The following is a 13,886-nucleotide window of genomic DNA, read 5'->3' on the forward strand; positions in this document are numbered from 1 at the left end:
TTGCGCGGGACTGGCGCGGCGGGCCGGGGAACACCGTGTCCGACCTCTCGGATTTGTCATATGTTCGTGCCGCGCCCGTAGGTTAGGATCACGGCAATGTCCGGAGCCGAGCACGAGACCTTGATGTCGTCCCGCGTCCGCGGCGGGAGGTGCCCGTGCTGAGCGGATCGGTGATCCTGCGGGTCCTCCTGTTGATCGCGGCGGCGGCGGGGTTGGCCTGGATCGTTCAGGCGTTCTGGCTGCACGGCTCCGATAGGCCGGCCGGCCTGCCCGCGGCGGCGACGGTGAGCCCGGCTCGGCCGACGGGCCTGCCTGCCCCGCCCGAGCCGGTGCGGGTGGTGAGGCCGGCCGAGCCGGTCAGGGAGGCGGCAAAGGAGCCGGTACCTCCGGCCGCCGAGGCGTCGCCTGCTCCTGCCGCACCGCGCGCCGATCCCTCACCCGAGCCGGTGACGTCTCCGGCGGCGCGAACGGCGCCGGCCCCGCCGCCTCCCGATCCGGTGGCCGAGGCCGAGGAGAACGCGCCGCCCGCGGCGGTCGCCCTGATCGACCTCAACACCGCCTCGCTCGCCGAACTGAACGGGCTGAAGGGCGGCGGCGCCATCGGCCGGACGATCATCCAGCACCGGCCCTACGCCTCCGTTGACCAGCTCCTCTCCAAACGCGTCCTCAACCGCGCCACCTACCAGCGCATCAAGGATCAGGTGACGGCGCGGTGACGTCGGCGGCGGCTCGCCCCCGCCGCCGAAAGCGCGGATCGATCGGCGAGACAGCGACGGTCTTGGAGACAAGCGGGCCTGAGAGAAACCGGTAGAGCGTCCTCCGATGGCCGCACCGCGCATCCGACCCTGGTACAGCGCGCGCCGAGGCCCTAAACAGGGGCGGACGTTTCCCGAAATGAAGGCCGAGGCCGCTCCATGCAAACGACATCCGGCGCACCGATCCTCCGCCGGGATCTGGGTGTCGAGGAGACGACGGAATCCGACAACATCGTCCGCTGGGACGGCGAGCGGCTCTACGTCGAGCAGGACATCTACCACAACGGCCAACTCGTCCACCGCAAGTACCGGCGCACCATCACTGAGCCGGTCGCTCGCGCCCTGCAGGCGATCCTCAAGCGCTCGCAGCAATGAGGGCGGCGGCGCTCGCGCTGCTCGCGGCGCTGGCCGCGCCGCTCTCTCTGGCCGCCTCGCCCGCGGCGGCACAGGTGCGGGTGACCTTCGTCGCGCCCGAGCGCTACACCGACGCCCAGAACCGCTTCGGTTCGGGCCCATCGTTGCGGGTCGTACTCGCCGAGATGCGCCGCCTGTTCGAGACGCTTGGCAATCCGGTGCTGGCGCCGGGTCAGACGCTCGACATCGCGGTGCTCGACATCGACCTCGCCGGGCTCGACCAGCCGAGCTTCGGCCCGGCCCAGGGTGTGCGGGTGGTCACCGACATCACCCCGCCCCGCTTTCGCCTGCGCTACGCCCTGAAGGAGCGTGGCCGCACGGTGCTGGCGGCGGAGGAGGCCGTCAGCGACATCAACTTCCTGCTGCGCGCCAACCGCCTCTCCTCCGGACAGACCTTCTTCTACGAGCGTGAGGTGTTGCGCGACTGGTTCCAGGCGCGTTTCGTGCAGCGGCGCCCGCCGCCGGGCTAGAGCATCATCCCGAAAGGTGGCCGCCGGCTTTCGGAAAAAGATGATGCAACACAAAAGGCCTAGAGCATCGTCCTGGATCCGATATCCAGGACGATGCTCTAGTCGCACTGCCCGTCACACGCTCGACGCCGGAGCCTGCCATGTCCGCGCCGTCATCGGCCGGACGCGGGCGGGGCTCGACACGACATGCGGATCGTCCTCGTCGCCAACCCCGCGTCGGGCGCGTTTGCTGCCGGCGTGACGCCGGACGCGATCCGTGCGCGGCTGCGGGGGGCGGGTCTCGATCTCGCCCCTGAGCCGGACGAGACCCTGCCCCTGCCCGACCGCTTGCGGGCCGCGCTGCACACGGAGGGCGTCACGGCCGTGGCGGTGGCGGGCGGGGACGGCACGCTCAACGGCGCGGCCGGTGTGCTCGCGGGCAGCGGCGTGGCGCTCGGTATCCTGCCCTTCGGCACCATGAACCTGCTGGCCAAGGATCTCGGCATCCCGCTCGATCTCGACCGCGCCATTGCCGTTCTCGCGGCCGGGCAGACCCGCGCCATCGATCTCGGCTGCGTCAACGGGCACCTCTTCCTGATCAACTCGGTGCTCGGCATGCCCGCGCGCATGGTCCGCCACCGCGAGATATTTCGCGGGCGGCGGCTCGGCCTTCCGGCGCTGCTGCGGCTGGCGGTGGCGACCCTGCGCCATCTCGGACCCTATCCGCGTCTCGCGGCGGTGATCTCGGAGGGCGGGCGGCGGACGCGGCTGCGCCTCCGCATGCTCGCTGTGGTCAACAACGACTACGCCGAGGGGCCGGGAAAGATTCTGGAGCGGAGCCAGGTCGATGGCGGCGAGTTGACGCTCTACATCGCCCGCCGGCTCTCGCCGTGGCGTCTTGTCCGGCTGGCCCTCGGGTTCGGGCTCGGCCGCTGGCGCGACGGGCCGGGGCTGGAACGCCGCAGTGCGACCCGCTTCGCCGTCTCCGCCCGGAGGCGCGCGCTGCGGGTGATGAACGATGGAGAGGTCCGCTTGATCGCCCCGCCCCTACGCTACCGTCTGATGCCCCGCGCGCTGACCGTGATCGTTCCGGAGCCGAAGCGGTGAGACGGATCGCCCACATCTCCGACCTGCATTTCGGACGCACCGACACGGCGGTGGTCGAGGGGCTCGCGGCCGAGCTGAACCGCGACCCACCGGACCTGATCGTGGCCTCCGGCGACTTCACCATGCGCGCCCGGCGCAAGGAGTACGCGGAGGCGCGCGCCTTCCTCGACCGGCTCACCGCGCCCTGGATCGCGGTGCCGGGCAATCACGACATCGCCTATTTCAAGCTCTTCACCCGCTTCTTCCATCCGTTCGGCCGCTACCGCCGCTTCATCGCGCGGGACACCGAACCGACCTTCCTCGACGACGAGATCGCGGTGGTCTGCCTCAACACCGTGCGGACCTGGGCGCCGGAAACGGATTGGTCGCAGGGCAAGATCACGCGGGCGCAGATCGCCCGCACCGAGGAGCGGCTGGCGGCCTTGCCGAGCCACGTGTTCCGGATCGTGGTCGGCCACCACCCCTTCATGCCGCCGCCCTGGGACGCGGAGGCCCGCCTCGTGGGCCGCGCCGACGAAGCGCTGGACGCCTTCCGCCGCCACAGCGTCGGGCTGACGCTGGCCGGCCACCTCCACCGCCACTATGCCCGCTTCGCCGAGGCGCCGGAGACCGGCACCGAACCCGACATGGTTGCGGTCGATCGCGGCCGGGCGCAGGCGGGCGGCCAGCGGCTGCTCGCGGTGCAGGCGGGCTCGGCCACCTCGACACGGCTGCGCGGCAACGAGCCCAACGCCTATAACCGCATCGTCATCGAGGACGGGCGGGCCACCGTGACCGTCCGGGTCTGGACCGGCGCGGAGTTCGAGGACGTGCGTGAGGATGATGCCGCGGCCAAGGAGCGGAGCGGCGCGCCGGAGCCGGCCGGGCGCTGACCGTCCGGCCCTCCTCTGAAAGTCAGGGCAGCGCTGTCCGCCGAGCGCCGCCGCCCACGAGACTGACGGCGAAGGCCACCGCGAGGTTGAGCGCCAGCGCCACGACGCCGATGTTCAGGTCCTGCACCGGCCCCGGCAGGCCGGGGAACAGCTTGGCGAGCGTATAGCCGCCGACCACCGTCACCGCCACGGCGGCCACGCCGGCCAGGATGCCCGCCATCGCCCCGGCGCGGGTGAGCGGGTTGCGGGGCAGGAGGCTGAAGAAGAAGGCCGGGAAGAGCTGCGTGACGACGGCGTAGCCGATCAGCAGCAATTGCACGATCGTCTCGCCGCCGTAGAGGGTGAAGCCGACGCAGGCGAGCGCGAGCAGCGGCGCGATCCCCTTGGCGAGCCGGCCCGTGGTGGCGTCGGTCGCATTGCGCGCCAGTGGCCGGTAGAGGTTCTGCGCGATCAGCGTCGAGCCGGCGATCAGGATCATCGAGCCCGGCACCAGAGCGGTCAGCACGCCGGTGGCACCGATGATGCCGACGAACCACGGCGGGAAGGTCTGGAGCGCGATTCTGAACAGGGAGAGATCGACGTCCGGGCCCGTCAGCCCCGGCACCTGCAGCACGGCGGCAAAACCGGCGAAGAACACGAACAGCAGCATGAGCTGGTAGAGCGGCAGGAAGACCGCGTTGCGCCGGAAGGTGCGCGCGTCGCTCGCGGTGTAGATCGAGGCGAAGATGTGCGGGAACATCCAGCCGCCGAGCGCGGTCAGCACCGTGGTCGAGGCGAACCACGTCGCGCTCTGGCCGCGGTCCGGCAGGGCCAGGAAGCCGGGCTTGGCGGTATCGATCGCCGTGAACATCTCCCCGATGCCGCCGTAGTAGTGATACGGCAGGTAGACGCCGAGAAAAATCACCACGAACAGGATCATGAAGTCCTTCAGGACCGCGGTCCAGGCCGAGCCGCGCACGCCCGAGACCATGACGTAGACGGTGAGCACCGCCGCGCCGATCCAGATCGCGACCGTCGGCGAGATTGCGCCGTAGGAGGCGGTGGCGACGATGATGCCCAGCCCCTTGAGCTGCAGCACCATGTAGGGGACGAGCGCCACGATCCCGACCAGCGCCACCAGGATGCCGAGGCTCTTACTGTCGTAGCGCGCCGCGAAATAATCGGGCTGCGAGAACAGGTTGCGCTCCTTGGCGAAGCGCCAGGCCGGCGGCAGGATCCAGTAGGAGATGACGTAGATCAGCGTCAGGTAGCAGAGGATGTAGTAGGTCGGCCCGCCCTTGCCGTAGGCCCAACCCGAGCCGCCGAGGAAGGTGAAGGTGGTGTAGATCTCCCCCGCCATCAGCAGGAAGACGAGCAGCGTGCCGAAGCCGCGCTTGCCCACGCTCCACTGTTCCATGTCCATGTCGTGGCCCGAGCGCGCCTTGAGGCCCAGGCCCAACGCCACCACGACGGCGAGCGCGATGATGAGAAGCGCCGCGTTCATGGCCCTTCCTCCGGTTCCCGGTTGGCGGGATCGGTGAGGTAGATCAGCGCCATGATGGCCGAGGTCGCGACCGTGCAGCCGACGAGCCACGCCAAGAGCAGCGGCATGCCGAGCACCATCGGCTCGACCCGGTTGAGGAAGAACGGTCCCACCAGCATCCCGAGGGCGGGCAGCGCGGCGAGCCACTGAATCAGTTTCATCGACGGCCCCTCCCCGGCGATGGCTTGCGGAATCGTGCCTTCGGTCCGGTCATACGCTCCCCGTCGGTTCGGCGCCGGACCATGAGGCAGAATTCACACCAGGGCGAGGGGATGAAATCCTCTTTTTGCGTTCAGGTGGCCCCTCAAGCGGCTTCTTGGCGGCGGTCGAGCAGCCTCGGCAGGGCGCGCAGGTTGAGCGGCTTGGGCAGGAAGCCGTCGAAGCCGGCGGCGAAGGCCGCGGCCACGTCCTCGCGGCCGGTATTGGCCGTGAGCGCCACGAGATGGAGCGGCGCCGCGCCAGTCTCGGCCTCGCGGGCACGGATGCGGCGGGCCGCCTCCAGGCCGTCGAGGCCGGGCATGCGAATGTCGATCAGCGCGAGGTCGAAGGGCCCCTGCCCTTCCGCCGCCGCCAAGGCTTCGAGCCCGTCGCGAGCCAGGATCACCTGCGCACCGAGCCGCTCCAGCGCCTTGGTGGCGAGGAGCGCGTTGATCGGGTTGTCCTCCGCCAGCAGGACCCGGCGGACCGGTGCGGCGGCCGGCGCCGGCTCGGCGGGAGCGGGTTCTGCTGTCGCGTCGGTTGGGAGGCGGGCCTGGGCGGATCCCGGTTCCAGCAGGCGGTCGAACAGCGAGCGGGCGCGCACCGGCTTGATCAGGTAGCTGTCGAACCCCGCCGCGTTCGGGGCGCCGAATTCCCGCCGGTCGAAGGGCGAGAGCAGGATCAGGCTGCAGCGCACGCCGCTGCGGGTGGCCTCCGCCGCAAGACGCCGCACGGCGGCGTCGCCCAGGCTGCGGTCGGCGATGAGCGCGTCGAAGGCGATGCCCGCCAGCGCGTCGAGCCCGGCATCCGCGCTGTCGACCACCACCGCCGCGGCACCCGAGCGGCTGAGCCGGCGCGCCAGGTAGGGCGCCTGGAAGGGTGAGTCGGCAACGATCAGCACCTTTCGCGGAGCGAGGCGCGGGACCCGGGCGGCCTCCGCACAGTCCGCCGCCGGGAGCGGCAGCACCACCCGGAAGGTCGAGCCGCGCCCCACCGTCGAGCGGGCCTCGATCGTACCGTTCATCCGCTCCACGAGGCGGCGGGTGATGGCCAGCCCCAGCCCCGTGCCCTCGTGGCTCGCGCTGTCCTCGCCCTGCTCGAACTCCTCGAACAGGATCGGGATGCGCTCCTCGGGGATGCCCGGGCCGGTATCCTCGACCGTGAGGACGAGCCCTTCTCCCGGACCCTGCCCCGCCCGCGCGAGGCTGACGCCGACGCCGCCGGCTTGGGTGAACTTGATGGCGTTGCCGGCGAGGTTCACGAGGATCTGCCGCACCCGGTCGGCATCGCCGATGCGTGAGGCGGCGAGGTCGTCGGCGATGTCGAGGGCGATCTCCAGGCCCTTGTCCTGCGCCCGCGGCGCAAGCAGCTCGACCACGCCCTCGACCAGGGCGGCGACGTCGAAGGGCTCGGCGGCGAGGTCGAGGCGACCGGCCTCGATGCGCGAGAAGTCGAGGATGCCGTCGACCAGGCCGAGCAGCGCCTTGCCGCTCGTGCGGAACGCCTCGACATAGGTGCGCTGCTCGGGGTCGAGCCGCGTCTCGAGCAGCAGGTCGGCCATGCCGAGGATGCCGTTCAACGGCGTGCGCAGCTCGTGGCTGACGGTGGCGAGGAACCGGGATTTGGCGACGTTGGCGGCCTCCGCCCGGCTCTTCGCCTCGTCGAGGGAGCGCGCGGCCTCCACACGCTCAGTGACGTCCTGGCCGGCCCGCAGCCAGCTCGGCCCGTCCGCACGGCCGGCCGCCGGCATCTCGATGAAGGAGAACCAGCGCGGCACGCCGTCCACCGGCATCAGGCGCTCCTCGACCACCCGCACGCCGTCGGGCCGCTGCGCGCTCGCACCGCGCTCGATCACCTGCGGGCTCAGCGTCGAGCCGATCAGCTCCAGCGGCCTTACGCCGAGCAGGGCGGCGAAGCCCTCGCTGGCGAAGGTGATCCGCCCCTGCCCGTCCCGCTGCACCACGACCTCCGTCGTAGCCTCGACCAGCACCCGGTAGCGTTCCTCGCTCTCGGCGATCTGCCAGAGCCGGTCCTGAAGCGCCTCCGTCATGTCGGAATCCGGCACGACGGATCCGCGACGGCGCAGCGACACCAGGATCAGCGCCAGCATCGCCGCGGCGATGCTCAGGCCCATCACGCTCACCGCAAGGGTCATCGGTTCCACGAACATCCCCCAGGGCCGGCCGAGGTCGAAAGCCGGGATCGTCAGAGGGACGATCATGCCAGTCGGGCGTGAAGCGCCGCTTGAGAAAGAGGCTTAAGGGGGAGTGTGCGGAATAGGCGGGATTTTGCCGGTTCGGTGCCGCCGGGTATCCCCTCTCCCCGCCCGCGGGGAAAGGCCCGCAGGCCCCTCGTCGTGCTTGCGGGAGGCGGAGGCGAAGCCGAAGCGGAGGTGAGGGGGCGCTTCCGAAAGAGGCTCTTCCGGCGAAGCCCCTCACCTTCGGCGACCGCCTCGCTTACCCGACGACGAGGTCGGTAAAGCCCTCTCCCCGCAAGCGGGGCGAGGAGATGCTTGGGACCGGCTCAAACCTCCGGAAACCGCCTCAGCAGCGCGTCGCCATTGAGCCCGAGCGCGGCGCCGACCTCGGCGAGCGCCGCGTGCTCCTCGCGGCCGATACCCTCGTGGTCGGCGACGTCGGCCGCGACGAGGAAAACGTTGCGGCGCTGCTCCTCCGGCCGATCGGCGATCGCGCCGATTCGAACGAGGTTTTCCGCGCGGCCGGCGCGGGTGCGGGCGCGGCCGAGCCCTTCGTAGAGGGCGTGTTCCAGCATCAGGCTGTCGTAGCCCTTCTCGATGATCGGGTTCGCGCGGATGCCGGCGAGCGCGGTCTCGAACTCCTCGGTCATCAGTTCGCCGTCGGCCACCGCGACGTTGGCGCAGGCCGACACCGCCGCCTGCATCAGCGTCTCGTCGCCGGCATAGGCCTTGAGGGTGGTGCGGAACTGCTCGACCGCAGCGTGAAGAAGGCCCATGTCTCGTACAAAACCCCGTGGCAGAGCCCCGACAACGGGGATGCCGGTCAAACGATCCGCGCACTCTCCTGCACCCGCGCCTCGGCCGCCTGGATCGCCTCCGGCGTGCCGACGTGCAGCCACTGCCCGTCGAGGCGCAGGCCGTGGAGGCGGTTGCGCTTGACCGCCCGGTCGAACAGCAGGGTCAGGGAGAAGGAGCCCTCCGGCGTGTCGGCGAATAGCTCCGGCTTCAGGATCGCCACGCCGGCATAGATGAAGGGCGCAACCTCGCGCTCGCCGCGCCACGAGAGCCGACCGTCCGAGTCCATGTCGAAATCGCCCGCGCCCTCGTAGCCGAGGCTCGTCGCGGTCGGGGCGACGAGAAGCAGGATATCCATCGTCTCGGGGTTCCAGGACTCGATCAGCCGCCCGAGATTGGGCCGCGGCCCCTCCAACCAGAACGAGTCCGAGTTGAACACCACGAAGGGCTCGCCGTTGAGCCGGTCGAGCGCCTTCTTCACGCCGCCGCCGGTCTCGAGCAGGGCGTCCCGTTCGTCGGAGACGACGATGGCCGGGGCGCCGGTGCGGTGGGAGAGATGCCCCTCCATCAGGTCGGCGAGCCAGTGGACGTTGACCACCGCCGTCTCGATGCCGCCCTGCGCCGCCCGGTCGAGGGCGTGGTCGATCAGGGCCTTGCCGGCGACTTCGACCAAGGGTTTGGGCACCGTCGCGGTAATCGGGCGCATGCGCTTGCCCAGGCCCGCCGCGAGCACGAAGGCGCGGGTGATTTTTTTCGGGGTGGGTTCAGCGCTCATGCCGCCTCGACCGGTCCGGTTGAAATGAAGCGTTCAGGATGCGGCAGGTTCGGCATCCGGCCGCGGTGCGACGAGGCTCGGCAGGTGGGTCTCGTGCCACGCCCTGACCGCCGCCAGCGCCGGATGGGCGAGGTTGCGGGCGACATAGCCCTCGATCCGCGGCAGGTGGGCCAGGTAGCCCGGCTTGCCGTCGCGCTTGTCCAGTCGGGCGAAGATGCCGAGGATCTTGGTGGCGCGCTGGGCCGCCAGCACCGCGTAGGCGCGGGCGAAAGCCTGCATGTCGAAGCCGATATCCCGGCCGCGGCGCTCGCGGATATAGAGGCCGAGCAGCCGCAATTCGAAATCGGCGCTGGCATCGACGCGGGCGTCCTGCAGCAGCGAGGCGACGTCGTAGGCCGGGTGGCCCATCACCGCGTCCTGGAAGTCGATCACGCCGACCCGCTCCAGCCCGGTCCGCTCGGGGAGCCAGATCAGGTTGGGCGAGTGGTAGTCGCGCAGGGTCCAGGTGGCGGGCTCGGCGATCAGGTCCTTCAGCGCCTCCGCCCAGAGATCGCGGAAGGTGCTCCGCGCCTCGGGCGACAGGGTCGTGCCGCGGATCGCGGGCGCGTACCACTCGGGCATCAGCTCCGCCTCGAACAGCAGGGCTTCGAGGTCGTAGGCCGGGATGGCGTGATCGATCCCCTCGCTCACCGGCACGGTCGTCGGCAGGTCGGTGGCATGGAGCTTGGCCAGCAGCCGGACGGCCTCGGCGTAGCGCTCGGGACGCGGCGCGCCGTTCTCGATCACCGGCTCGGAGCCGAGATCCTCCAGGATCAGCAGGCCGGCATCGAGGTTCTCACCCAGGATCTTCGGGGCCGAGAAGCCGATCGCCCGCAGCGCCCGGTCCATACCGACGAAGGCGTGGATGCTCTCGGCGAGCTTGACCACGGCGCTGTAGGGCTTCCCGTCCTTGACCGGCGGGCCGTCGGGACGGGGCGGCGAGATCATCAGCACGGCGGTCTCGCCGCCCGGCCTCACCAGCCGCTCGTAGGCGCGCGAGGAGGCGTCGCCCTGCATCAGCACCCGCTCGGCCTCGTCCCAGCCGCTGCGGGCGAGCAAAGCCCGGACGGCGCGGGCGCGATCGATGCGCTCGCGCATGTCGCCGGTGCCGTCAATCCGGATGAGGCGGGCCTCCTCGCCATACTCCGCCCGCAGGGACAGCTCGACGGTGAGCGTGGGATTCTCGCGGTGGCCCAGCCTTTCGGGCCACTCGACCAGGGTGATCGCGGTCTCCGAAAGTTCGTCGAAGCCGAGTTCCACCAGCTCGTCCGGACCGCGCAGGCGGTAGAGATCGGCGTGGATCACCGTGCGGCCGGAGCGGGTCTCGTAGGGCTGCATCAGGGTGAAGGTCGGGCTCGGCACTTCGAGCCGCGGATCGCCCGCGAGTTCGCGGATCATCGCGCGGGCGAGCGTGGTCTTGCCCGCGCCGAGCCCGCCGGAGAGCGCCACGAGGTCGCCGGGCCGCAGAATGCCGGCCAGGAAAGCGGCCATGTCCTCGGTCGCGCCCTCCTCGGGCAGCAGCACCTCCCAGGCGGCGCGCCGGGGCGACGATGACGCCGGCGGCGTCTGGGCCTCGCCCTGCGACGGGCCGGGCCGCGGGCTTCCCGCCGTGCTGTCCGGAACCTCGCTCAACGCCCCAATCCTCCGCAAAGCCGCGAACGGCCACCCCGCTCAGGGTTAAGCCTCAACCCTTCTATCGGGGGATGTTTAACCCTTTTTCCGCGCCCGCGGTGAGCCCCGCCTGCCGGCGCGAGCCGATTTCACCCCGATTCCGTGAGCGGCGGCCGGCTCTCGAAGAACGTCGATGTCCTACTCGGCGGCCTCGGCGAGGCTCCCATTGCCCGGCGGCGTCTCGACCGGGAACAGGCAGGTGACGCGGGTGCCCGCGCCCGGCGCCGAGTGGATCTCGACGCGACCGCCATGCAGCTCGACGAAGGAGCGCACGATCGAGAGGCCGAGGCCGACGCCGCGGTGCTTGGTGCCGAGCGTGTTGCTCTCGAACCGGTCGAACACCCGGTCGATCACCTCGGGCGCGATGCCGCGGCCGCGGTCGATCACGGTCAGCCGCAGCGCCGTTCCCTCGCGCCGGGCCTCGACGCGGACCTGCTGGCCGGGCGCGGAGAAGCCGACCGCGTTGGAGAGCAGGTTGAACAGGATCTGGCGCACCCGCTTGCCGTCGGCGAAGACGTTGCCGATGTCCTCCGGCACGTCGAGGTCGAGGCCGATATCGGATTCTGCGAGCCGATCCTCGATGCCGCGGGCGGCGGCCTCCACGGTGGAGCGCACGTCGATGGTCTCGCGCTGCAATTCGAGCGAGCCGGCATCGATCGAGGCGAGGTCGAGGATGTCGTTGATGATGACGAGCAGCGCGGCGGACGAGCGCATGATGTGCTCGGAATATTCGCGCTGGCGCTCGTTCAGCGCGCCGACGGTCTCGTCGCCCAGCAACTGGGTGAAGCCGATGATGTTGGTGAGCGGCGAGCGCAGCTCGTAGGAGACGTGGTGGACGAAGGTGTCGCGCAGCTGCGAGGCGCGCTCCAGGGCGTCGTTCTTCTCGGTCAGCGCCCGCTCGACATTGGCGCTCGCGGTGACGTCGATGAAGGTCAGCAGCGTGGCGCCGAGCGGCAGCGGCTGCGAGGAACAGTCGAGCACCGTGCCGTCGCTGATATCGAGGCGGCAGCCATGGCCGCTGCGGGTCTCGGACAGGCCGGTGATCGACTGGCGGATGCCGGCCCAGGCGCTCTGGTCGGGGGTCAGCGCCCGGCAGGCGGCGATCACCGCATCGACATGCGGCTTGCCCGCGAGCGTCGCCGGGTCGAGGCGCCAGGTCGCGGCGAAGGCGCGGTTTGCCACCGTCAGGCGCCCGTCGGCGCCGAACACCGCCACCGGCTCCTTGAGTGCCTCCAGGGTCTCGGCCTGCTCCTTCATCAGCGCGTCGTAGCGCGAGGCGAGCTTCATGCTCTCCGAGACGTCGTGGTAGAGATAGGTCAGGCCGCCCTGCGGGTTGGGGTCGGCGACGACGCGGAGCGTCCGCCCGTCGGGCAGGTACCAGGGCGTGTCGGTCGGCTCGACCGCGCGGTAGGCGGCGAGCACGTCGGCCTTCCACGAGCGGAAATCGGCTTGCTCGGGCAGCTTGCGGGCGGCGCGCAGGCGGTCGAGGATCTCGCCGTCGAGCGGGCGGCCTTCGAGGAAGGCGGGGTCGAGATCCCACAGGCGCTGGTAGGCGGCGTTGTGGAAGATCAGGCGCTGGCGCGCATCGAAGATCGCCACCGCGGTCGGCAACTGGTCGAGGGTGCGCACGTTGGCGTCCATCTGCCGCTGCAGGTCGGCGCGCACGCTCTCCAGCTCCGAGACGTCGACGGCGATGCCGACGCGGCCGGCCTCCAGGGTGCTCTCGCTGACGTCGAGGGTGCGGCGGGCGCCCGCCACCACCGCCGAGAGGCGTAAGGGTTGGGGGGCGAGGCCGGCGCGTCGCACTTGGCGGGCGATCTGCTCGCGGGCGCCGCGGTCGAGGAGTTCCAGGCCGTGATGCAGCGCCGTTTCACGGCTCGGGGCCTCGACGGCAGCGGCGTAGGCGGCGTTGACGAAGGCGAGCGCCCCGTCCGGGGATCGGTGCCAGACCGGCTGCGGGATCGCGTCGAGCAGACCCGCGAGCGCGGCGAGACGGCTTTTGGCCTCGTCCAGGGTGTGGCGCAGCTCGATCAGCTCGCGGCGCTCCTCGGTGGTCTCGCGCAGGCGCAGCAGCGCCCGGCCGCCCACCGCCTGCCCCTGCGCCTCGATGAAGCGCCCGGCGAGGCTGCGCAGATTCGTCCGGAAGCCGGTGCCGCGTTCGCGCAACGTGGCGACCGCCGCCTCGAGGAGCTGCGCGTCCTGGGGCGTGAGCCAGGTGCCGAAGGTCAGCAGGTGCCGGGAGGCGCCCTGAATCCCGCGGGCATCCTGGTTCCGAAAATCCTGGGCGAAACCGGCATCGCCGACGATGCTCGGCTCGCCGCGCCCGGCCCAGGCGATGAGGACCTGATGCTCGGAATGGAGCAGCATCTCGGCCCGGTCGTGCGCGCCCCGGAGCTGAGCGAGTTCGTCCTGAAGCGCCCGCTCCTTGCGCGTCCAGCCGACGCGCTCGCGCAGATAGACCAGCGACAGGATGGTCGCGAACAGGATGAGGCCGAGGACGACGGCAAGGCCGGCAACGTTGTGCGTTTGCATCGCTCCCAGCATCGGCCTCGCTTCGATGGACGGAGCCCCCTCGGCGAGTGCCGCGACCGGCGCCGCGACGACGAGGACGCCGACGCGCGACAGGACGCGCGCCGCCCGTTCCAGACCCATGTCCGCCCCCACCCCATACCCGGCGCTCCGCGGCGCTCGCGCCCACGGCTCGGAAAGCTCACCGAACACGCCGGGCAAATGCCCACCGCCGCAACCGGCTTGCCGCCGCCGCGCAGGCACCTGCTTCCGAAGATTCGCGCCACTGTAACGCGGGGTCGATTCCGGCTGGAAGCGCCTTTATCGCCCCGAGCGGGTCGGCCCTGCATTCCGGCGGCACACAGCACCCAAAAGCCACACCACCGAAATGGTCTCTTGACGCCGTCTTAGGAATGATTGCCGCGCCGTATGGGCCGTAATCCTAAGTCAAGTCTCCCATGCAGCCGTGAAAACAGTTTCGCCACCGGTGCGATGGCCGGTCTGTGCCGGCGCGAGGCGACCCGCAAAACGAGAGAAGCCCGGCCATGGCCGGGCTTCTTGCGTGACTCTGACGGCAGGTCCAA

The 13,886-nt window shown here is 70.8% G+C and carries 12 protein-coding genes; 5 read left to right on the plus strand and 7 right to left on the minus strand.

What is annotated here, in order from left to right:
- Window positions 1-155: 155 nt before the first annotated feature.
- From LPC10_RS22505 to LPC10_RS22525, 5 genes are all read left to right on the plus strand, one after another.
- Window positions 156-716 (plus strand): helix-hairpin-helix domain-containing protein, encoded by a 561-nt coding sequence (locus LPC10_RS22505; RefSeq protein WP_231344463.1) that lies wholly within the window; start codon window positions 156-158, stop codon window positions 714-716.
- A gap of 198 nt (window positions 717-914) precedes the next feature.
- Entirely contained in the window at window positions 915-1,130 is a 216-nt protein-coding gene (locus tag LPC10_RS22510) for a hypothetical protein (RefSeq protein WP_012456626.1), read from the plus strand.
- Window positions 1,127-1,639, plus strand: coding sequence for a DUF3016 domain-containing protein (locus tag LPC10_RS22515; protein WP_231344465.1), 513 nt, complete (start codon window positions 1,127-1,129; stop codon window positions 1,637-1,639). The genes LPC10_RS22510 and LPC10_RS22515 overlap by 4 nt, the downstream gene beginning before the upstream one ends.
- 186 nt (window positions 1,640-1,825) lie before the next feature.
- Window positions 1,826-2,725: a diacylglycerol kinase family protein gene (locus LPC10_RS22520; protein WP_231344467.1), complete on the plus strand. Its 900-nt coding sequence runs from the start codon at window positions 1,826-1,828 to the stop codon at window positions 2,723-2,725.
- Window positions 2,722-3,597 (plus strand): metallophosphoesterase, encoded by an 876-nt coding sequence (locus LPC10_RS22525; protein ID WP_231344468.1) that lies wholly within the window; start codon window positions 2,722-2,724, stop codon window positions 3,595-3,597. The genes LPC10_RS22520 and LPC10_RS22525 overlap by 4 nt, the downstream gene beginning before the upstream one ends.
- Window positions 3,598-3,619: 22 nt before the next feature.
- On the opposite strand, the gene LPC10_RS22530 is transcribed toward LPC10_RS22525, so the two are convergent.
- The 7 genes from LPC10_RS22530 to LPC10_RS22560 all read right to left on the minus strand — a co-directional run bounded on the left by LPC10_RS22530 (window position 3,620) and on the right by LPC10_RS22560 (window position 13,446).
- On the minus strand, window positions 3,620-5,080 hold the full coding sequence (locus tag LPC10_RS22530) for a sodium:solute symporter (RefSeq protein WP_231344470.1): 1,461 nt from the start codon (window positions 5,078-5,080) through the stop codon (window positions 3,620-3,622).
- Window positions 5,077-5,280 (minus strand): DUF3311 domain-containing protein, encoded by a 204-nt coding sequence (locus tag LPC10_RS22535; protein ID WP_108942124.1) that lies wholly within the window; start codon window positions 5,278-5,280, stop codon window positions 5,077-5,079. Before LPC10_RS22535 ends, LPC10_RS22530 begins: the two co-directional genes overlap by 4 nt.
- Before the next feature lie 143 nt (window positions 5,281-5,423).
- Window positions 5,424-7,472, minus strand: coding sequence for an ATP-binding protein (locus tag LPC10_RS22540; RefSeq protein WP_231347125.1), 2,049 nt, complete (start codon window positions 7,470-7,472; stop codon window positions 5,424-5,426).
- 368 nt (window positions 7,473-7,840) lie between these two features.
- The gene (locus LPC10_RS22545; protein WP_231344471.1) at window positions 7,841-8,290 is read right to left on the minus strand and encodes a tellurite resistance TerB family protein; all 450 of its coding nucleotides are present in this window, start codon (window positions 8,288-8,290) and stop codon (window positions 7,841-7,843) included.
- 47 nt (window positions 8,291-8,337) lie between these two features.
- On the minus strand, window positions 8,338-9,084 hold the full coding sequence (locus tag LPC10_RS22550; protein ID WP_231344473.1) for a nucleotidyltransferase family protein: 747 nt from the start codon (window positions 9,082-9,084) through the stop codon (window positions 8,338-8,340).
- A 33-nt stretch (window positions 9,085-9,117) separates the two neighbouring features.
- Complete coding sequence (gene tsaE / locus LPC10_RS22555; RefSeq protein WP_231344474.1) at window positions 9,118-10,755, minus strand: tRNA (adenosine(37)-N6)-threonylcarbamoyltransferase complex ATPase subunit type 1 TsaE; 1,638 nt, start codon at window positions 10,753-10,755, stop codon at window positions 9,118-9,120.
- A 177-nt stretch (window positions 10,756-10,932) separates the two neighbouring features.
- Window positions 10,933-13,446, minus strand: coding sequence for a PAS domain-containing sensor histidine kinase (locus tag LPC10_RS22560; protein ID WP_231344476.1), 2,514 nt, complete (start codon window positions 13,444-13,446; stop codon window positions 10,933-10,935).
- Between the last annotated feature and the right edge of the window lie 440 nt (window positions 13,447-13,886).

The organism is Methylorubrum sp. B1-46 (genome assembly GCF_021117295.1).
Taxonomy (GTDB): Bacteria; Pseudomonadota; Alphaproteobacteria; order Rhizobiales; family Beijerinckiaceae; genus Methylobacterium.

What these genes read in the sequence shown, in the direction of transcription:
- LPC10_RS22510 (WP_012456626.1), top strand. Translation starts at nt 915, where the DNA reads ATGCAAACGACATCCGGCGCACCGATCCTCCGCCGGGATCTGGGTGTC.
- LPC10_RS22515 (WP_231344465.1), top strand. Translation starts at nt 1,127, where the DNA reads ATGAGGGCGGCGGCGCTCGCGCTGCTCGCGGCGCTGGCCGCGCCGCTC.
- LPC10_RS22520 (WP_231344467.1), top strand. Translation starts at nt 1,826, where the DNA reads ATGCGGATCGTCCTCGTCGCCAACCCCGCGTCGGGCGCGTTTGCTGCC.
- LPC10_RS22530 (WP_231344470.1), bottom strand. Translation starts at nt 5,080, where the DNA reads ATGAACGCGGCGCTTCTCATCATCGCGCTCGCCGTCGTGGTGGCGTTG.
- LPC10_RS22535 (WP_108942124.1), bottom strand. Translation starts at nt 5,280, where the DNA reads ATGAAACTGATTCAGTGGCTCGCCGCGCTGCCCGCCCTCGGGATGCTG.
- LPC10_RS22540 (WP_231347125.1), bottom strand. Translation starts at nt 7,472, where the DNA reads ATGACCCTTGCGGTGAGCGTGATGGGCCTGAGCATCGCCGCGGCGATG.
- LPC10_RS22545 (WP_231344471.1), bottom strand. Translation starts at nt 8,290, where the DNA reads ATGGGCCTTCTTCACGCTGCGGTCGAGCAGTTCCGCACCACCCTCAAG.
- LPC10_RS22550 (WP_231344473.1), bottom strand. Translation starts at nt 9,084, where the DNA reads ATGAGCGCTGAACCCACCCCGAAAAAAATCACCCGCGCCTTCGTGCTC.
- LPC10_RS22560 (WP_231344476.1), bottom strand. Translation starts at nt 13,446, where the DNA reads ATGGGTCTGGAACGGGCGGCGCGCGTCCTGTCGCGCGTCGGCGTCCTC.